This is a genomic window from Nostoc sp. (assembly GCF_036917775.1).
In the GTDB taxonomy this organism is placed as follows: domain Bacteria; phylum Cyanobacteriota; class Cyanobacteriia; order Cyanobacteriales; family Nostocaceae; genus Nostoc.
The window spans coordinates 1-20,130 of record NZ_JBALEQ010000015.1 but is presented as its reverse complement, the minus strand read 5'-3'; the positions used below and the strand labels follow the sequence as shown (position 1 = coordinate 20,130).

Below are 20,130 nucleotides of genomic sequence, written 5' to 3'. Positions count from 1 at the left end.
TTACAATTTTAGGCTAATATTCTCTGAGGGATGATAATGTAGCCAGTGGTGCGATCGCCAAGTACTAAGTTACGTTGTTCTCCCCAATACCACCAATAAGCAGCTACATAAGCGCAAATTAAGCTGTCTAGTTTATCTTCGGTTGCTTTGAGGGCTGCGCCTGTGGTGGGGATTTCTAGGAGGAACGAACCGCAGAGGCGCAGAGGGTGCAGAGGAGGGGAAAGAGAGGGGAGGATATTGAGAACGTAATTTTGGAGTTTGATTAGTTCTAGGCGACGCTCAGTGAGTCTTCCTTTTTTGTATTTGAGGATGCGTTCTAAGTTGAATAGGTTAACTATTGCTGGGTGGGGAAAGACTTCTATTTGATATCTGCTTAGTTTTTGCGGTTGAATGGTGGGGGCGTGGGCAAAACCACGTGATTCTAATTCTAAGCCAAAGTTGATGGTGCGATCGCTGAAGGGTAGGTTTTGATTCGCTGGGTAGCAGCCTGCATGATATTTACCGAAGTATTTGTGGCTGAGTTTGTCGGGGAGGCGGCTCCCGGTGGCGTTGGGTATGAGGGTAGGTGCATCTACGGCAATGACTGCTGGTTCGTCTGGTTGGACGCTATGATCAATCCAGGTAAGGATGTCTGCAATAGCTTCTTTGCGGTCTAGATCGAGTAGTTGCAGTTGTCCATCTACCCATTCTAAACAGCATAGTCCACTTGGTTGCGATCGCCAGCCTAAATCAATGCCAATAAATTTCATTGCCATAACATGAATTTGCGATTATTTTCGCATTTTCAGGCTACCATTTACCTAAATTTACTTACTAAAAATTGTGAGAAATAATCTTATAATCTGAAATAGCTTGTCTTAATTTATTTTATCTGGCAATAATTTAATCAAGATTATTCCAATGAAAATATTATTTTTACATCCCAATTTTCCCTCCCAATTTCGCAACCTAGCGACAGTTTTAGGTAAAGATCCTAATTGCAAAGTCGTCTTTGGAACAAATCGTCGTGAAGGCGAAATACCTGGCGTTTTTAAAGCTATTTACACTCCTTCTCGGGAAGCTGCTCCCCAAACCCACCATTACGTTCGCAACCTAGAAAATGCTGTTCTCACCGCGCAGGCTGTCTATCGCGTGGCAGAAAAATTAAAAGTCGAGGGTTTTGTTCCAGATATAGTCTATGGCCATTCTGGTTGGGGGCCGACTTTATTTATGAAAGATGTTTTTCCCAAAGCAGAATTATTGTGTTATTTCGAGTGGTTTTATCACGCTCACGGTTCTGATGCAGATTTTGATCCCAATGAACCTCTGAATGCTGATGATGAATGCCGTATCCGCGTGAAAAATGCACCGATTTTGACTGATTTATATAGCTGCGATCGCGGCCTTTCTCCCACCAATTGGCAGCGTTACCAGTTCCCCAAAGAATATCATAGCAAAATCACTGTACTTCATGATGGTATTGATACCAATTATTTTGTTCCTAAGCCAGACGCAAAGTTAGTTTTACCAAGAATAAATCTTGACCTTTCGCATGTCGAAGAGTTGGTAACTTATGTGGGACGGGGAATGGAACCTTATAGAGGATTTCCACAGTTTATGGAAACGGTGGCACTAATTCAACAGCGAAGACCTAAGTGTCATGTAGTAGTTGTGGGAGAAGATAGGGTGGCTTATGGGAAGAATCTTCCCGATGGTCAGACTTATAAACAATTAATGCTAGAAAAATTAAAATCATCTTTAGATTTATCAAGGCTGCACTTTACAGATAGACTACCTTACAATGAGTATCTACAAGTTTTACAAGCTTCTTCTGCTCATATTTATTTAACCCGTCCTTTTGTTTTATCTTGGTCAATGTTAGAAGTAATGGCAGCAGGATGTTTACTAATAGCTTCTAAAACTCCGCCAGTCTTGGAGGTCATCCAGGATGGGGTGAATGGACTGTTGGTAGATTTCTTTTCTCCCCAAGATATTGCTAATCGGGTTGAAGAGGCGCTGAATCATCCTCAAGAGATGAAAAAAATTCGTGCGAATGCGCGAGAGACAATTTTAAAGCGTTATGATTTAGCCAAACTGTTACCACAGCATTTGCAATGGATGTTTGCTGGTAAAAATTCTGAGAGTTTAAAAAAACGCTCAGTTTCTAAAGGATTTGGAAGAAATTAGCTGAATATTTGGGTTTAAAATACTCAAAGGTTGATTGGGTAAAATAAATTTTTTTGAAAGGATATTTACCAATAAAAGATCAATATCTCAATGCGAATTATTTTTACCATTGCCCATTTTTTTAAACCTAGCGGTGACGGTCGTCATGCTTCCCAACGCAAAGATCCACAACCCCGCTTGCAGGCGTTAACTAAAAGCCTTACTGCCTTACACGAATTATTTGGCAAATCTCAAAGTATCATTAATATTGCTCAACGAATAGCTTTCCCTGCGAATCAACCCCAGTCGCACGAACTAAATATTGTTATTTGCACAACCCAAGATAATCATCTTGTGAATCAGCTTTCATTACCATCCCATTTATATAAGCATCATTCTACTAATGTAGAACCTCTACTTTTGGGGTTTGAATGCCAAGCTGTTCTGCAAAGTTGTCTTGGTCAGTATGATTACTATTGCTTCCTTGAAGATGACTTAATTATCTATGACCCTTGGTTTTTTATCAAATTAAATTGGTTTACCCACCAAGCGGGTGACTTAAACTTGCTCCAGCCAAATCGTTATGAAGTTTCCCCCCACGGTTTGGTTCATAAAGCTTACATTGATGGAGATTTGGCTTTACGAGTAACTGCTCCCTTTCAAAATGTGCAGGAGCAACAGGAACTCAAGGGTACAATCATGAATGCACCAATTACCTTTCGTCGTGCCCTCAATCCTCATGCAGGCTGCTACTTTTTGAATGCAAATCAGATGGCTCAATGGGCTAGTCAATCCTATTTTCTCGAACGCGATATTAGTTTTGTTGGCCCTCTAGAAAGTGCTGCTACCTTGGGAATTATGAAGACATTTCGGATTTATAAAACTTCACCTGAGCAAGCCAGCTTTTTGGAGATTCAACACTTTGGAACAGGATTTCTAGGGCTAATTGGAGGACAGGTGGGTTTAGCAAATAATTAATATCAGTTCTTGATCAAAGGAATTAGCGATCGCTAATTCCTTCTTGACAATTTACCTTGTAAGGATGGTTACTATAGTTACAACTGGGAAAAAAGTAACTTACCAGTCCAAGATTACCTATAATTTTTATGACAAACACTATTTCAATTACCGATTCCCTGGTTCCTAATCCTCTACCGAAACCAGCAATCATTCGACTAGAAAACATTTTCAAGATTTATGGTACTGGCGAAACAGAGGTACGAGCGCTGAATGATGTCAACTTAATTGTGGAACAGGGCGAATATTGTGCAATCATGGGCCCTTCTGGTTCTGGCAAATCCACAGCCATGAATATTATCGGTTGTTTAGACCGTCCGACAACCGGACATTACTACTTAGATAATCTTGATGTAGCCCAAATGGACGATCGCTCATTGGCACACATCCGTAATAAAAAGCTGGGGTTTGTGTTTCAACAATTCCACCTATTGCCCCAACTAACAGCATTAGAAAATGTGATGCTGCCAATGCTGTATGCTGGTGTGAGTCCAAAAGAAAGAAGCGATCGCGCAATCGTTGCATTGACGCAAGTCGGTTTAGCAAATCGCCTCAACAACAAACCAACTCAACTATCTGGTGGACAACAACAAAGAGTAGCGATCGCACGAGCCATTGTCAATCGTCCTGTAGTACTCCTAGCCGATGAACCCACAGGCGCACTTGATTCGCGCACAACTCAAGAAGTCTTAGATATCTTTAGCGAACTCAATAGCAGTGGAATCACAGTTGTCATGGTGACACATGAGCCAGAAGTTGCCCGTCAAACCCAGCGCATCGTTTGGTTCCGCGATGGTCAAGTGGTACACTCCAATCTGACTCCATCTGACTTGAATCAGTTGGCTGTCTCATAAGTTATTAAAGTCCGCTTTCCTTCTCTAAGATAGGCTGCGCCAATAGAGCTTGGCACAGCGTAGGAGGAAGCGGACTTTGTTAGTGTAGCCGAGACTTCTAGCCGCCAGTCCCGATTACAAACTCGACGTTTTTCCAGTTTCTGCTTGCGTTGCGATCGGCTTAACATCGGTGTAACCCACTTCACCAGCTATTGTCCGAAACACCGAAATTTGCTCGTCAAAATCTAGTTTTTCAATCTGTGAAACCAGATCATTAATAGCCTTACTTGGCTCGTAGCTACCTGGTAAGTCAACTACTTGATTCCCCATAGCTACCGCCCAAGCATACCAAACTAGCAGCTGGTTGTTTTCTTTTATCGCCCCATAAGCACGGGAATATTCTGTATCTTTGCGATTAACAATATCCCGCATAATATCTAGTTGTTGATCATCTGATAATTCAAAAAAGTCTCCTAGCAGAAGTGGTGATAATTCTGGTTCAGCAGCAGCAGGAACAGCTGGCGTGATAGAATCACCCATTTTTTTATAAACCAAATAGAACCAAGCTAATTTTGCATCGGTATCTAAATTGTTAAATGTATCCACCAATTTTTGAGTTTCATTGCTCTGGGCTTGAGAAATAGTTTTATCGTAACTTGCAGTCATAATTTTATTTCCAAAGAAATTTTACAGCACAAACTAAGGCCTACCAAAGTTTGAGTATCAGCTTCTACTATCGAGAGAAAGAGTTATATTAATTGCAAATTCTAGCTTTAATCTATCTTTTAATAGACGTAAAGTCTCTCCTAAGGGAGCATGAAAATAGCTAATTACCTCGCTATACTTTTTCAAGTAAGCAATAAAAAATTTAACTTAAGGATTTTAATTATGTCTGATGAAGTAAAGCCCAATGTTAATGAAGCTCCCACCCATGATGCTCAATTAGCTGCCGAAAATATAGCTAGTGGTGAAGAAAAAGCGCCAAAAGTTGATTTTGATGCTGACTATGCAGCTGCACAACAATTTAGCGTGAGTGAAGTTGATCGCACTGGTGAAGGTGCAGCAGCAGCCGAAGCAGCCACAGCACCTGATTATCAAATCTCTAAGCCAGAAGAGACAAAAATTGAAGCGCAGTCAACTGGTAATCCTGACGATTATGCAGATTTAGCAAAGGAAGTTGGGAATTCTAGAACTGAAGGTGTGGCTAATGTCAGTGATGAACTAGTACAAAAAGCTTTGGAAAAGGGTCAACCGAAAAAGTAATTTTTCCTAATCCCATATTTAGACATCTGGTGAAAAAGAACGTAGAGACCTAGCTAGGCTAGGTCTCTAAAATGTTTATGGATAACGCATATTTAATTTATGAAGATATCTATATAATTAATAACCATTCATCACTTTTAGCAGTTCGCTAGGTTGGTGGATCAAATAATCTGGATTTTGTTTAGCTAGTACTTCCGATGAGTTAAAGCCCCAAGCTACTGCAATTACTTGGATATTTGCTTTCTTAGATGCTTCTATATCTCTGGTTTCATCACCTACATAAATAACTTCTTGGGGTTTGAGTTGTCTTTGCCTCAATACATTATTGATTATGGTTGTTTTACCAAAAATTGTAATTCCTGAGTAGATAAAATCAAACAGGTGATTTAAATCATTGATTGTGAGAAATTGGGTAACGTTATCTTTAGAATTAGAAGTGATAATACCCAGTTTATATCCTTGATTTTGCAGTTCTATTAATGCTTCTTTAATTCCCGGAATTGGTTTTAATTCAGGAATTTTGTTTTTTAATTCTCCTTTAACTTTTTTAACTAAAAAAGGTATTTTAAATAGAGAAACTCCTGAATACTTAATAATTTCCCTAGATGTTAAGTTTTTAAGGAAACCTAATTGCTCTGGGCTGATGTGTCTATAACCAAAGTCTACAGCTAGACGATTGGCAATACTTACAAGGGCATCTACCGTATCAGCAATTGTGCCATCAAAATCAAAAATAATTACTTTCGGGGTCATTATTTGCCTGGATGCGTCAAGATTAGCTAGGGCGTTGCGTCGTAACATTTCTGGCTTAATCCGCCGCAAGGCAGATGCTGGAAATCGTTTATCCCACTCCTGGTCTGAGATTTGGGCTAATTCTAGCAGTTTGGGAGCAATATTCCCAGGATAAGGTTGAAACTCTGGAATATCAGTTGTGTTGGCAAAACGTTGATTCCAAGGACAAACATCTTGACAAATATCACAACCAGCAACCCAGCCTTGTAAATGAGGTGCGATCGCCTCTGGCAGTTTTTCGTCCCGATTTTCAATTGTATGATAAGCGATGCAGCGATTAGCATCCACAACAAAAGGCTGAGTAATTGCACCTGTAGGACAAGCCTGAAGACAACTAGTACAGCTACCGCAGTGTTCTGTATGCGGGCGATCGCTCTCTAGCTCCAAATTGGTCAACACTTCTCCCAAAAATACCCAAGAGCCATATTCCCGTGTAATCACATTACCATTCTTGGCAATCCAACCAATTCCGGCAAGTTGAGCCAATACTTTATCTTGTACTGGGCCTGTGTCTGCATAATAACGAACTCTTACACTTTCATCTAGTGATTCTAGCCATATCGATAGCTGCTTGAGTTTCTTATGTATCACCTTGTGATAATCTCTTCCCCAACCATAACGGGAAATTTTGGCATATTCCTCGCCTTTGGGACGTTGATGTGGTGTGTAGTAATTTAGCGCCACACACACTAGCGATCGCGCTTCTGGCATCACTAAGCGGATATCTTGACGTTTTGGGTTAGCCATCCATTCCATATCGGCGTGATAACCCAGTTCAATCCATGCTTGTAACTTCTGCGCTTCTATGGCATCTATGCTATCTACAGCAGCAATTCCAACTTTGTGAAAGCCCAACTCGCTGGCTTTTTCTTTCACCACAATACTGCTTGTTACAGAATACTGACTCATTTTTTTATTTGGATTTTGCCTAAATAAAGGCAAATAAATTATATATTACCTAGTCAATACCTTTAATGAATATTTGTTACTTTTCCTACGTATCAATTTTATCGAGAAAGGAAGAAGGCAAGAGGGTCGTATTCCTCCTGCCTTCTGCAATTTTTGCAACCCCAATGTCAAGACATTCCATTGCAACATCTCAACTTCCATCGTGAGGAAGATTTAGCAATATGTAGCAATCTCTCTCAAAAGCAGCTTTCTTTTGAGCGATTTTTGTATTGAAATAAATATTCAGTTAGCATAATACAGAGAATTTTATGACTTCTGCTGAATTTATATCCCCAGCACAGTTGAAAGAAGAATTCCAGATTGAGGGAATTACAGAAACAAGCGTACTGCGTTATTTTCAAACCTTAAATGCCGGAGAATTTGAGGCAACTGCTGCCTTATTTGCGGTAGATGGTGTGATGCGTCCACCCTTTGAATCTGATATTGTGGGGACAGAGGCGATCGCAGCCTACTTAAAACAAGAAGGCCAAAACGTTAAAGCTTACCCCAACACGGCAATCGCCGAGACTTTAGAAACCGGTGAGATTCAAATTCAGGTAGCAGGCAAAGCCCAAACTTCCTGGTGTAGTGTGAATGTCTTGTGGCTATTTATCCTCAACCAACAACGGCAAATTTTCTATACTAGAATCAAACTTTTAGCTTCTCCCCAAGAGTTACTTTCTTTACGCCGTGAAAAGTAGTAAATAAGTATAATTTTTGAGGAAATGTTTGATATTACCCAAAACAAAATCTAGGCATCAAAAATTCCTATAAATAACTTTTGTCTATTTGACTAATTCGGGTAAAGTAGCTTGTAACTTGAGACAGTTTGCACCATCAATCTGCAACTCATAGTCTACTTTATCCATTAGACGATTCATAATCAGCCAACCATAACCACCTTCTTGTTTTTCCAAAGGGTTGGGAGCGTAGTAGTTAGACATATCAAAGCCTTCGCCGTAGTCCCAAACTTCTAAGGCCAGATCCCGGTCTTTCACTTCCAAACGCAGTAAAATTGGTAAATTTGGTTTGTCCTTGTGGGCATGACGGACTGCATTTGAGTAAGCTTCCACCAAAGCCAGTCTCAAACGACTTGATTGCCGTGACCAATCCACAGATTCTCCTAGCTGAATTTTCAAACATCCCAGCAACCAGTTTTCGACAATATTCAGAAAACTCAAGTCACTTGGTACATGAAGCTCACTTTTCATCACTTATAAAATCTCCAGTGAAAGTATAGTTTGATCGTCTTCTTGAATGTGGTTATCTGCTTGGATGCGAGCTAGTAAATGGTTGAGAGAAAGTGGTTGTTCTTCTTGTTGTAATAGTTGCCAAAGACCATCTTGGTTCAACATAGAACGGTTAACTGCCTCAGCACTAGACCCGTTTTTTACTGTTGAATCAGAATCATTTGAGATCGTTGCTTCTGTAATACCATCACTAGCGAGTAACAATGTGTCTCCAGTAGCGAGAACCAAACGACCAGACTGTGCCTGCCACTTGGGTAAGATTCCCAAAGGAACGCTGCGGACTTTCAGGTAATTAGGATTGTCGCCTAAAGCGTCTTGGCGTGACCATAACAGTGGATAAATATGACCGGCATTCGTGTAGACGAGTTCTTTATTACTAGGGGTATAACAGGCTAACACAAGAGTAATGAAATAATTGTTGCTAATTAAATCTTCACTCAGAGCATGATTGAGGTTTTGCATAACCACGTTCGGCTCGGCTGGTGTTTCTTGAGATAATTCCCGGCGTAAAACTGAAATAATACTAGCCATGAATAAAGCAGCTGGGACACCCTTACCAGAGACATCACCTACTGCTAACCACAAGTCCCCCTTGGGATGAACAAAGACTTCAAAGAAATCGCCTCCTACTTCCCGCGCTGGGTAGCAGCAGGCTTGCACTTTTACACCTTTGATATCAGGTAAACTTTGGCGTAGTAAGTTGTATTGAATTTGCCGAGCCACCTCCAACTCATTATGAATCTGCTGTTGCTTTTCTTGGAGACGCTGGTAAAGTTTTGCTTGCGAGAGAGCTAAGGCTGCTTGTTCGGCAACACCTGCAATTAGTTGAATGTCTTCGTCTTGCCAGGGGCGATCGCGTCCCCATTGGTGGAGGGCCAGCACAGCCAACAAATGCTGCTGGTAGCTAAGTGGTACAACCAAATGGTGACAGGGGTTGCCCTCGTATATTTCTTGAGTAAGTTGATAATGACGGGTTTCCAGCACTTTTTCAATTAAAAGACTGGGGTCGAAGAAGCAATCTAATGCGTTGGATTTAGGATCGTAGTATGAAAACTCATCTTGGATCAGGCGATCGCCCTCTACTGGTCTGAGCAAGCAACTGCTAGCATCAAATGTTTGTCCAATGGTTGCGACAATTTTTTGCAGCATACTATCGTAGTCTAAAGACTCCCGAATTGCGGTTGTTACGGCATTAAACAAAGATTCTCGCCGTAGGGCCCGACGCAACTCTTGGGTGCGCTTCTTGACTACACGATATGTATCAGTAGCTTGCTCAACTAATGCCCTGAGTTTATCTGGATTCCACGGTTTGGTAATATACTTGAATACCTGACCAGAGTTAATGGCATCCACCAAATCTTCGACATCAGTAAAACCAGTTAACAAAATCCGGATCGTGTCTGGAAAACGCTCTACTGTCCGACTAAAAAATTCGGTTCCATTCATTTCTGGCATTCTTTGGTCAGAAATAATCACCGCCATTTCGCCAAATTGATCCAAGATTTCCAGAGCGCCAAAGGCATGATTGGCTTTATATACTTGAAAATCTCGTCTAAAAGTGCGGTAGAGTAAATCTAGGTTATCTGGCTCATCATCTACCACCATGAGCTTAAGTTTTTCGACCCCTGTCTCAGCCATATTTGACTTTACTTTTGAGATGTTTGAATGGCGATATAGTGTGATGTTTATCCCACATAATAAATCACAGAAAATCAGAGAAGCCATTCACTTTGAAAATATCATTTTCTCAAAGTTATGAGTTTCCCTTGATCGTTGTCAATTGCTCCACATCAAAATTACCTTTACCCAACTAAACCAGAACGCAGGGCGCGGACTGCTGCTTGGGTACGGTCATCGGCACATAGCTTATTCAAAATATTGCGAACGTGAGTTTTAACAGTCCCAACAGTGATGTAAAGTCTTTCCGCAATTAGTGCATTGCTACAACCTTCGACAATCAACTGTAGCACTTCTAATTCCCTTTCTGTCAGGGTGTAAGGTTGAATTCCTTCCAGATTCTCGACATAATCAGGGTTAGAGGCAATAGTCTTGGCATCTACAAAAGCTGATTCCAACTTTTGAGGATTTTGTTGTGCTTGTTGTAATACAATTCGAGCGATCGCTGGATCGATCCAGGCGTTGCCATTGTAAGTTACTCTCACTGCTTCCAGCAAATTATCAAATTTGATATCTTTCATACAGTAAGAGTCTGCACCAGCAGCAAAAGCTGCCAACACAGCTTCTTTGTTATCCCGCAGCGTCAAAATTAACACTTTTGTGGCTAGCTGCTGACCATTTGCAGTAGATTTTACCTCCCGTGTTAGTTCAATACCATCTTTATCTGGTAAACCAATATCTACGATCGCAATATCAGGTTGTACCATTTTTAACATTCTTAGCCCCTCGGCAGCATTGGCAGCTTCACCTACAACTTCAATTTCATCCTTTTGGATGAGCGCTGTCCGAATACCCACGCGAGTGAGGTCATGATCTTCAATTAAAGCAATACGAATTTTACTCATAGCCAACTTCAGCCCGTTACACTACCTTAACCATAAAGTCGAGTTTCGTGACATACTCCCACACTAACTGTAAGCAGTATAGTGGGAGCTTCTGTTCCCGGAACCAGAGTTGCGAGTTGAGCTTTTTTATACTGGGTTCATATTACACTTTCACAATAAAGTTTGCACTGATCCAGCCCAAGTACAAGCGCTCTGAGAAATCTCCACTCTCAATACTTTTCGGTTAAGGGGGAAAGGGGAAAGGGAAAGGGTTTAAATTTACCTTTACCCTTTACCCTTTCCCCAGACCAAAAGAGAGATTGTTGGGTTTATTCGAAAAGTATTGGGATCTTTCCTACCTAAGTTCTAATCTAAAAAAATTTGATAAACTTAACATTCAAGTAAATCTGGCGTGAGGGTTACTCAAGAATAGGCTATGTCTAAAGGCAATCAAGCATTTTCAGTATTGGGAATACCAGTTCATGTGATGGCTAACTATCCAGGCTGGTTGTTAGAAAGCCTAGAACAAGGCAGAGGAATTCATGTAGTAACGCTCAATGCAGAAATGACTATGCAGGCAGAGCAGAATGAATTACTTGCTCAGATAATTAAAAATGCTGAACTAGTTATTCCAGATGGAGCCGGGGTTGTTCTGTATTTACGGTTATTATTATGGCAAAAAGTTCAGCGTTTTCCGGGAATTGAATTAGCAGAAAAACTTTTGCAAGAACTTGGACAACAGAAGACAGGGGCAAAAGTGTTTTTTTATGGAGCAGCGCCTGGGGTGGCCTCAACTGCGGCAGATTTTTGGCAGCAGCAAATTCCAGATTTGAATGTAGTAGGCACTCACTCAGGCTACCATTCTCCAGAAGAAGAAGCGCAATTGCAACAAACTCTTGCTCAATTGCAGCCACAAGTGATTTTTGTCGGTTTGGGAGTGCCACGTCAAGAGTTATGGATTGCCGAAAACCGCCATTTGTGTCCTCAAGCAATTTGGATTGGCGTTGGTGGTAGTTTTGATATTTGGTCGGGAACTAAAACTCGCGCTCCCGCCTGGTTAGCAAATAATAATTTGGAATGGTTGTATCGGCTGTATCAAGAACCTTGGCGTTGGCGGCGAATGTTGGCTTTGCCTGCTTTTGCTGTAAAAGCTTTTGTTTATCGTTTGACAGCAAAAGATGCAATTAGTTAAGTAGGTTGGCGCAATTAAAGCTAACTGGTAAGGACTGTCATTTGTCCTTTGTCATTGGTCATTAGTAAGGACTTTACTTGGTTAAGAGTCTTGCTAGCAGTAGCAGGGCGTTTAGTCTGTGTTCTTACTTAGTTAATACTGAAGTCTTCAAAAAATTTTAAATTTTCTTTGTTGAATTTTAAATTCCCAGGCAAAACCTGGGAATCCTTATTTTGATAGGCAATGTCACATCTAAGTCGGCAAATTGTTTAGTTGTGGTTATGAGGAAAATTTAACAATGCCAGTATTAACAACTCAAGTTAAAACAGATAAATCCGTTCCGAGAGAGGACTCTGCAACTCAACAGCATGGTAGTAATACTACTGCAAAGGTGACATTGCAATCTGTAAGCAAGATTTATGCTAACGGTACTCACGCCTTATTGAATGCGAACCTTGAGGTAAAAAAGGGAGAATTTCTGTTTATCACTGGGCCAAGTGGTTCTGGTAAATCAACGCTCTTAAAAATGTTGTATGGCCAGGAGTTGCCTACACAGGGACAAGTAATTGTTGATGAGTGTAATATAGCGGGTTTACGAGGCGATCGCTTGTCATTATTCCGGCGACGGATTGGCATTGTGTTTCAAGACTACAAACTGATTAGCCAACGAACAGTAGCAGAAAATGTGACTTTTGTGCTGCAAGCTCAAGGGTATACCCGTAAAGAAATTCAACGACGTTTAGAACCAACTTTAAAGCTGGTGGGTTTACTGAGTAAAGCTGATTGCTTCCCAGATCAACTATCTGGGGGAGAGCAACAACGGGTGAGTATTGCTCGTGCGATCGTTGGTACACCACCACTACTGTTAGCAGACGAGCCTACTGGAAATCTCGATCCTGATAATTCCTGGCAAGTAATCCAGATTCTCCAGAAGTTAAATTCCTTTGGAGCTACGGTAATTGTTACCACCCATGATGAACAATTGGTACGGCGGTGCAATCATCCGGTAGTGCAAGTTACTAATGGACAGTTGTGTCGAAAATAAAAATTGGAATTGGGAATTGGGACTCAGCATTCAACCAATGACCGATGACAAATGACAAATGACAAATAACTAATAAACGTGGTGCTTGACTTTTGCTGATACGGGTACAAAAGGTGCTGCTGTTTTGGGAGGTAGCACTTGTAGGCGATGGTCTCCGACCGACCGGAGGCGATCGCAAGCTTGTAAACTCTTAAAAGCTGCTTCTCGGATCGCAACTTCTTCCTCTCGACTGAGTAAGAGTTGCAAGCATTCGGCAACATCTTGCTGTACTGAAGAATCAACTCGCTGACGACTGATGAATTTAGTTAGTTGACGTAAGGCAATCAACCGTTTCAATGGATCTTTGTCTGTTAAATTGACCAACAACCGATCGAGGTAGTCTTCTTCTCGATTTTCATAGAAGTTGACAATTTGCCAGACTAATAAAATCAAAGTTAACAGGGTTGCCATGCCTTGGATAATAGCACCAGCTGCAATCCAGGAACTGTGAGAGTCAACCCAAATTGCAGCGGCCATATAAGTGCTGACAGTAGCAACACCACCACTAATGACTGCTAAGACTAATCGACGATTTGAACTGTTTAAGAATTTCCGTATCTTAGACCAGTGCAATTGCCAGTCCCACTTCTGCATTGAGTAAACCAATACCATTACCCCAATGCCCATTAAGAGAGCCAATAGCAGCATCCAGTTCCACAACAACATCGCAACAACGATTGTCAGAAACCCAAGAAAGCCTCCAGGCCCAGAGAAACGCTGAAATTGCTGCTTTGTAGCTCCTTTTGTCTTGAACAATGGATGCGACCAGTTCCAGTTGTGGATCTGGTTGATCAATTGCTGCCAAGAAGACGAAGCCTGTGCCACAGTGTTTACCTACTTGATTACGAAATTACCTATTGTATAAGTTTTACTAGGGAATGAAGAAAAGGTGAAGACCCAAACTACAAGATGCCTGCTTTGCATCGACAGATAGTAGACTATTACAGCACGGCGGAAATAAAGATAACATTTTAGATGGCTTAGAGCAAGGGCATAAAGGCTTTTTAAAGGCAAAAACGAAAGTTATCAATGGTGAATTGACCATCAAAAGCACAGAAGGTAACGCTATAGATGTTATTCACATTTATAAATAATAAAGTATTGGGGGAAATTGCTGAGTCTGAATTGGCAAGATTAGAGCCTGGTAGTACAGTTTGACCGAGCAGTTGGCGATCGCGATCGTAAGCAGAAAGTACTAGCCGTTGAGAACTTGTGACAAAGGCACTAACCGAGTTAACCGGACGCAAGAAAGTAGCTTCTAAAAATCCGCTTTTGGGCGCTCCCATTAAAACTGTTTGCCCTGAATAGCATGGAAATGCTGGATTTGATGGTTGTATTGCTAGAGAATTGTGAAAAATTACTCCCCAGCGTTCATACTGGCGCTCTACTGGTTCAAAACACTTCAATCCTTCTAAGTCTAAAAAAATACAAGTAGGTACAGTAATTCTGGCAGCATCAATGGCTGATTCGACCTGATCCCTGCAAGCTGAAGCTTTAATTTCATTTTGTATATTAAACTTGTCAAGCGCAAATTCAGCGTCTTCAATCGTTGGTAGTTTATTTGATTGAAGAGTAGCCTGCTTTACCATGACATCCCGCCTTACCATTACTTAGATAATAATTAGATTGGTTATACATCAAAAGCAATTTATCTTACATATATGAAGTAGAATAAATAGCCTATTAAAATGAGCGTTTCAACTGTTTTTAACGCTCAAAATTATTTATGAGTTTTTTGATAGATTACCATAAAAACTTATGCTGGATTCAGGCTTTAGTGATACTCGCTACCAGAAAAAACCTTGTAAGACAGTAATTTCAAGGTTAATTTCCTTTTTATTGGAAAAAAAAATCACCAAATCTTTACAAGTAATCCAGTAATTTTACATCTGCTTAATCTGACGGTGGTGAGAAGTCTTAGAGCAATTGATTCGCTGATAATAACAATGAGTGGAAGTTTGAACTAAATATCTACCCATCCAGTGTAACGAAAAAAGACTTGGGGACGCAAAGACAGGAGGAAAATTCTCTCTGCGTGTACCCGCATCACTACTTTCACTTATGCCAACAAATGACTACAGTCAACAAAAAATACTTATGTTTCAACCACAAGGATTTGACCAACGCTCCATAAATACCTCACTAGGTAGAATGGTGTATTATTCTGCTGATGGAGCGCCTTGGCAGAATAATGTAACTGCTAGAGATGATCGGGAAACTTTGGTGTTCTTGCATGGCTTTGGTGGTGGATCTTCTGCTTATGAGTGGTCGAAGGTTTATCCGGCTTTTGCCGCCGAATATCGGGTGATTGCACCTGATTTGATCGGTTGGGGTCGGTCTGAGCATCCGGCACGGAATTATAATATTGAGGATTATTTGACCACGATTCGCGAGTTTTTACAGCAGACTTGTACTGGCCCTGTAACTGCGATCGCTTCTTCCCTGACCGCAGCATTTACAATTCGAGTCGCAGCAGCTAATCCTGATTTATTCAAGGCTTTAATTCTCACCACCCCCGCCGGACTTTCCGACTTTGGCGAAGACTACTCACGTAGTTTTTTTGCCCAGTTAGTCAGTGTTCCTGTTGTTGACCGTTTAATTTACAGCACTGGAGTAGCCACCAGTGGGGGTATTCGCAGTTTCTTAGAGCAACGGCAATTTGCTAAATCTAATCGAGTGTACCAAGAAATTGTAGATGCTTATTTGCAATCCGCCCAGCAGCCTAATGCTGAATATGCAGCACTATCCTTTGTCCGTGGCGATTTATGCTTTGATTTATCCCTTTTCATTCAAGAATTAACAACTCCCACTGCCATTATTTGGGGACAAAAGTCAGAATTTACAGGGCCTTCAATTGGTCGCCGCCTTGCCGAAATTAATCCCCAAGCAATCCGATTTTTTCAAGAGTTGGAAGATGTAGGGTTAACACCACAGTTGGAATTACCGGCAGTCACAATTGGGTTAATTCGCCAATTTTTGCCTTTGCTTAATTAGTGGTTTTTCATTAGTCCTAGCCCTGTTGTATGCGGATTTCGTTTTCGCGTCAGCGTGCCGGAGGCTCTATTCTATAAGGCTGTTGGTCAATTCACGATGGGTTAAAATCACCAGCCTTAAAACCTTGGTGAGAGTGTTGCTTTCCCAGTTTGCAATACATTGCGGGCTAATAGCTAAAGTGTGTTGAAGCGCACTGAAATTAATTACATTAATTCGCCAACAGTCTTATTCTATTCGCTCAATCCTTTACATCAAGATGAAGGGTCTCATTATAGTATTCAAAATCACGATACTATTCCAACTGAATTGATAAATTGCTAATTATATAAACAAAATAAGGTATAGCAAATTTATACTAGCAGGTAGATTATCTGATGACGATTCCAGAACCGATTAAAAAATTTATTATATGGATACAAGGTTTTGACCATCGGATTTTACAAAATGAAGATGATGTCAAAGAAAAATTTATTTTACCAATGCTTCACTATCTCTGTTATCCAGAGAAATGTTGTCGTGAATACCCTTTAACAACATCAAAATCAGGAAATTATCACGGAAATACCGGAGTTATTCAGGTTTGTTATCCAACAGATGATATTAATCAGCAAAATATAAATAACTCACTTGTTGCTATTAAAGCAATAGCACCAGATAAAACTAAATTAAATGACGTTGCTCAAGAAATTAAAATTTATAGTGATCGTTTTAACGCGCTATTTTTTATAATTACTAACGGATATGAAATAAAGGTTTTTAAACGCTTATATTACTATCAACAAGAATCTGTTTTTGATCTAAGTATAGATATATTAAAAAATAATTATATTGCTTCAGACTTTTATGAAAAACTAAACTTTGAATTAGTTAAGAGTATTGATAAAAAAACAACAAGCAGTTTATTAAATACTAAATATAAATTAATAGAGAGATTTCTAAGACAACATCTAGATTTACAGGATATTTTAGAAAAATGTGATTTTGAGCCTTCCACGACAAGGGAAGGCTATAGCTTAGTTGTTGTGAACAAGAAAGTAGCGATCGCCTGTAATTTACCTAAAGCTTTTGGAGAGGGTAATTGTGAAATAGAGTTCAGCAGTATTATTTTAAGAGGTCTAAAAATTTACTTAAATCATCAAGATATTTTAGGTAAATTAATGACTGGATTGCACACCCAGCTAGATTGGGGATGTCGTCGGTTTTTTAAACAGTTAGATAAAAATACTTTTGAGGTTTATTTAGGTCAAACAACTCTAATTTTATCAGATATAGAAGCAGCAGACTTATGTTTATGTATTGATAGAGTTTGCCAAGAATATAAAAATTTACTAATTCAATTTGAAAATATTTTAGAAACATGGGATTTTAAATTTGTAAACTTTGCAGGGACTAGAGGGTTTATCCTATTTTCTGTAAAACAAGATTTATGGAATTTAATACAGCAGTTCGCTAATGAATTTGATTATATTAAAGGTAAGTCAGAATGGCATTTATTCCATACAAAAGATATGTCAATTCGAGTTAGTAGAGGAATTCACGATCATACATTTATTTCCCACCAAACTGATATAAATTTTTCTTCATTGCCTAACAATCATCAAGTTAACATAATTTATGAACTAAATGATGTTAACTTACAATCTATTGATACAGATGAATTTACCTCATGGCAGCAAGATATTGGTTCTTGGGGAACCTGGACGGCTAAATATACTAAACAGTGGTTGTTAGAGAAATATATTCCAAAAGTTATTAACTATTACTCACAAAAGTCTCAAATATCTGAAGCTGAATTTCTAGCAAAAATTACAAATTATACAGATGGTCGTATGCTGATTCAAGAAATTGATAATATCAGAGATTTAGCACCTTATCTTCACGACATTCAATCTTGGCTAAATATATATGTAGAAAATATTGCTGCCTCTCTGTTGAAATCATATTACCAAGCCTATACAAATTTGGTACGTAACACTGATTCTTCTATAACAGGCATAGACTATATTATAGGAAATTTGCGTAGGATTGAATGGAAAAATACGCAAGAAGAAATTTATAACGATCGCATAGACTGGAAAAACTTGACTTTTAAATATGCTATTGATTGCTTAGATAAGCAAGTAGCAAGAATAAATAATTGTGAATACGAGAATAGTTTAAAGGCAGATTTAATAACTCGGATATTTATTTGGATTATAGAAAATGGGAAAATCTCTTTTTCACAAGCTCAATTAAATGCTGCTAAACAGGCTTTGCTACCACTTTGGGAACAAAGTCGCTTTGAAATGCGTTATGTTTATCCTAATCGATAAGGCTACATAATTTGCTGTAAATTCAACACAAATCCGGGTAGGATATTTTCTCCTGATAAACTAGCAGGATTGTCTAATATCTCTATATCTTTACCTGGACGATAAATTTCTACTCGCTTGTTTTTCCGGTCAATTAACCAGCCTAATTGAGCGCCATTTTCTATATATTCTTGCATTTTCTCCTGTAAGTCTTTCAAGGAATCAGTACGAGAACGCAACTCTACTACAAAATCAGGACAAATTGGGGCAAATTTTTCTTGTTGTTCTGGGGTTAAAGCATTCCACCGCTCAATTTTTACCCAAGAAAGATCAGGAGAACGTTCTGAACCATTGGGTAGAGTGAAGCCAGTTGAAGAGTCAAAACCTTTGCCTAATTTAGTCTGTTTATTCCAGATTCCTAATTCAACAACCATATCAAAATTACGGTTGCCAGTATCACTACCTGTAGGTGGCATAATTAATAATTCCCCTGATGCTGTACGCTCAAATCGATAATCGCGGTTTTTCTGACACATCTCGAAAAATTGATCGTCAGTTAAGTCGATTTTCAACTTGACTGTAGAAGGGAAAGCGGTTGTTGTGGCGTTCATAGGCTATTGTGAGCATCTTACTTTATAGTTTAGTGCTGTGTGGGGTTGTGTGGCGTTGCGATCGCATCAACATAAGTCGGCTTAGTATATATGCAAAATTGATAGTATAAATTTTTACTAATTTAGGCTATTCAGGAGCGATCGCTAAACTTTATCTTCAGGATTCAGGATGAACGGAGATATCTTTACAAATTATCTCACCTATATTTGTATTAATTATATTCTCGATAATTACAAAGTCGTTTTTAATAAAGTGCCGCCAAAATTCCTGTACTTTATTCATTAATTCCTCAAGATCAGCATCTTCATAATCTTTAGAGTTAAGAACAGATTTTGTATAAATAGTTGTCCATTGTGGTGTTAAGGTTCTCTTCTTAAAAGGAGGTATATTTTTCTGGGATATCTTATATATTTTTTCGCGTATGGATTTATCCTCATTAGGACAAATTAGCATTTTTATTATTAACCCTTGAGGATAATTTTCAAATTGCAAATGCAGATTTAATTTATTGTCTTCCCATCTTTTAGGGATGATGCCTATGTATCCCTTACTCCAAAAATATACAGAGATTTCTTTAGAGTCAGTCTCTCGAATTAGTAATTCGTGAATTTTTGTAGCAATTTCTGATTGTAAGTCTGGACGATGCTCAAAAATTAAATCCAGAGCTTGTTGATGCTTAGTGTATATTTTACGGCAGAGTTCGGCGACTTCTGAATCACTCACAATATGTCTCCTAATTAACGTAGAATAATGAGTCATTAATGTGTAAATATCTGTACCAAGTGTAGATTTATAACTTATACAAATGCTATCGATTATCTCAGCTATTTTAGAATAGTTATATATTCTCCAACTTTTTTGAGAAGGTGGATCACCTATTGGTGTTAAATAAATTAAAATTGCTCGACAATCTTTAAATTCTTCCTTAACAGTTCTTTGATATTTTATTAATTGATCTATACCTTCTCCAGCGTCAATTTTATTTTCTATCGCACATACTAGTTTATTGCGCGGAGAGTGTATGAGAATATCAATATTTTGCCACTCACGTCTAACATCAGCATCTGTAAAATCAGCTATATCTATATCAACGGGACTAACTTTTGTATATTTTTCGTCTGTAAGTTCGTACTCTTCTAACTGGAGTTTAGACTAAGCCATGCAAAATGACCCAGCAGGGCTGAGTTAATCAGAGACTTAGCAAAAGTATGAATAATCTTAGGTATTAA

General features: G+C 39.3%; 18 protein-coding genes and 2 pseudogenes. 9 read left to right on the top strand and 11 right to left on the bottom strand.

Annotated features, from left to right (window positions below; genetic code table 11):
- Positions 1-8: 8 nt before the first annotated feature.
- Complete coding sequence (locus tag V7K69_RS01735) at positions 9-749, bottom strand: DUF429 domain-containing protein (protein WP_335031011.1); 741 nt, start codon at positions 747-749, stop codon at positions 9-11.
- 151 nt (positions 750-900) lie between these two features.
- Here V7K69_RS01735 and V7K69_RS01730 point away from each other — a divergent pair, with 151 nt between their 5' ends.
- The 3 genes from V7K69_RS01730 (at position 901) to V7K69_RS01720 (ending at position 4,016) form a co-directional block, all read left to right on the top strand.
- Positions 901-2,166: a glycosyltransferase family 4 protein gene (locus tag V7K69_RS01730; RefSeq protein ID WP_335030836.1), complete on the top strand. Its 1,266-nt coding sequence runs from the start codon at positions 901-903 to the stop codon at positions 2,164-2,166.
- Positions 2,167-2,256: 90 nt separating this feature from the next.
- Positions 2,257-3,123: a calcium-binding protein gene (locus V7K69_RS01725; protein WP_335030834.1), complete on the top strand. Its 867-nt coding sequence runs from the start codon at positions 2,257-2,259 to the stop codon at positions 3,121-3,123.
- Positions 3,124-3,251: 128 nt separating this feature from the next.
- A complete protein-coding gene (locus V7K69_RS01720; protein ID WP_335030832.1) occupies positions 3,252-4,016 on the top strand; it encodes an ABC transporter ATP-binding protein in 765 nt (254 codons plus the stop codon).
- Between the two features lie 114 nt (positions 4,017-4,130).
- Here V7K69_RS01720 and V7K69_RS01715 read toward each other — a convergent pair whose 3' ends face one another.
- A complete protein-coding gene (locus tag V7K69_RS01715) occupies positions 4,131-4,661 on the bottom strand; it encodes an orange carotenoid protein N-terminal domain-containing protein (RefSeq protein ID WP_335030831.1) in 531 nt (176 codons plus the stop codon).
- A gap of 222 nt (positions 4,662-4,883) precedes the next feature.
- On the opposite strand from V7K69_RS01715, the gene V7K69_RS01710 reads away from it, so the two are divergent.
- Complete coding sequence (locus tag V7K69_RS01710; protein WP_335030829.1) at positions 4,884-5,258, top strand: hypothetical protein; 375 nt, start codon at positions 4,884-4,886, stop codon at positions 5,256-5,258.
- 117 nt (positions 5,259-5,375) lie between these two features.
- Here the strand turns inward: V7K69_RS01710 and V7K69_RS01705 are convergent, their stop codons facing one another.
- Together V7K69_RS01705 and queG are read right to left on the bottom strand one after the other, a co-directional pair.
- Positions 5,376-6,011: an HAD-IA family hydrolase gene (locus V7K69_RS01705; protein ID WP_335030827.1), complete on the bottom strand. Its 636-nt coding sequence runs from the start codon at positions 6,009-6,011 to the stop codon at positions 5,376-5,378.
- Positions 5,986-6,959: pseudogene (gene queG / locus V7K69_RS01700) on the bottom strand (tRNA epoxyqueuosine(34) reductase QueG). Before queG ends, V7K69_RS01705 begins: the two are co-directional and overlap by 26 nt.
- 308 nt (positions 6,960-7,267) lie before the next feature.
- On the opposite strand from queG, the gene V7K69_RS01695 reads away from it, so the two are divergent.
- On the top strand, positions 7,268-7,699 hold the full coding sequence (locus V7K69_RS01695) for a ketosteroid isomerase family protein (protein WP_335030825.1): 432 nt from the start codon (positions 7,268-7,270) through the stop codon (positions 7,697-7,699).
- 84 nt (positions 7,700-7,783) lie between these two features.
- On the opposite strand, the gene V7K69_RS01690 is transcribed toward V7K69_RS01695, so the two are convergent.
- The 3 genes from V7K69_RS01690 to V7K69_RS01680 form a co-directional block, all read right to left on the bottom strand.
- The gene (locus V7K69_RS01690) at positions 7,784-8,209 is read right to left on the bottom strand and encodes an ATP-binding protein (RefSeq protein ID WP_335019457.1); all 426 of its coding nucleotides are present in this window, start codon (positions 8,207-8,209) and stop codon (positions 7,784-7,786) included.
- A gap of 3 nt (positions 8,210-8,212) precedes the next feature.
- On the bottom strand, positions 8,213-9,886 hold the full coding sequence (locus V7K69_RS01685) for a SpoIIE family protein phosphatase (RefSeq protein WP_335030823.1): 1,674 nt from the start codon (positions 9,884-9,886) through the stop codon (positions 8,213-8,215).
- 164 nt (positions 9,887-10,050) lie between these two features.
- Positions 10,051-10,770 carry a response regulator transcription factor gene (locus V7K69_RS01680; RefSeq protein ID WP_174708022.1) on the bottom strand — a complete coding sequence of 240 codons (720 nt, stop codon included), beginning with the start codon at positions 10,768-10,770 and terminating at the stop codon, positions 10,051-10,053.
- A gap of 415 nt (positions 10,771-11,185) precedes the next feature.
- On the opposite strand from V7K69_RS01680, the gene V7K69_RS01675 reads away from it, so the two are divergent.
- Together V7K69_RS01675 and ftsE are read left to right on the top strand one after the other, a co-directional pair.
- On the top strand, positions 11,186-11,941 hold the full coding sequence (locus tag V7K69_RS01675) for a WecB/TagA/CpsF family glycosyltransferase (RefSeq protein WP_335030820.1): 756 nt from the start codon (positions 11,186-11,188) through the stop codon (positions 11,939-11,941).
- Between the two features lie 277 nt (positions 11,942-12,218).
- Positions 12,219-12,965 carry a cell division ATP-binding protein FtsE gene (ftsE, locus tag V7K69_RS01670; protein WP_335030818.1) on the top strand — a complete coding sequence of 249 codons (747 nt, stop codon included), beginning with the start codon at positions 12,219-12,221 and terminating at the stop codon, positions 12,963-12,965.
- 69 nt (positions 12,966-13,034) lie between these two features.
- Here ftsE and V7K69_RS01665 read toward each other — a convergent pair whose 3' ends face one another.
- The gene (locus tag V7K69_RS01665) at positions 13,035-13,829 is read right to left on the bottom strand and encodes an armadillo-type fold-containing protein (RefSeq protein WP_335030816.1); all 795 of its coding nucleotides are present in this window, start codon (positions 13,827-13,829) and stop codon (positions 13,035-13,037) included.
- A gap of 179 nt (positions 13,830-14,008) precedes the next feature.
- Positions 14,009-14,593 (bottom strand): hypothetical protein, encoded by a 585-nt coding sequence (locus tag V7K69_RS01660; protein ID WP_335030814.1) that lies wholly within the window; start codon positions 14,591-14,593, stop codon positions 14,009-14,011.
- 508 nt (positions 14,594-15,101) lie between these two features.
- On the opposite strand from V7K69_RS01660, the gene V7K69_RS01655 reads away from it, so the two are divergent.
- Positions 15,102-15,998 carry an alpha/beta fold hydrolase gene (locus V7K69_RS01655; protein ID WP_335030812.1) on the top strand — a complete coding sequence of 299 codons (897 nt, stop codon included), beginning with the start codon at positions 15,102-15,104 and terminating at the stop codon, positions 15,996-15,998.
- A 374-nt stretch (positions 15,999-16,372) separates the two neighbouring features.
- The gene (locus tag V7K69_RS01650; protein ID WP_335030810.1) at positions 16,373-18,310 is read left to right on the top strand and encodes a hypothetical protein; all 1,938 of its coding nucleotides are present in this window, start codon (positions 16,373-16,375) and stop codon (positions 18,308-18,310) included.
- A 2-nt stretch (positions 18,311-18,312) separates the two neighbouring features.
- On the opposite strand, the gene V7K69_RS01645 is transcribed toward V7K69_RS01650, so the two are convergent.
- Both V7K69_RS01645 and V7K69_RS01640 read right to left on the bottom strand, forming a co-directional pair.
- Entirely contained in the window at positions 18,313-18,900 is a 588-nt protein-coding gene (locus tag V7K69_RS01645) for a Uma2 family endonuclease (protein WP_335030808.1), read from the bottom strand.
- Between the two features lie 157 nt (positions 18,901-19,057).
- A pseudogene (locus V7K69_RS01640) lies at positions 19,058-20,008 on the bottom strand (PDDEXK-like family protein); the annotation flags it as partial.
- Positions 20,009-20,130: the final 122 nt, after the last annotated feature.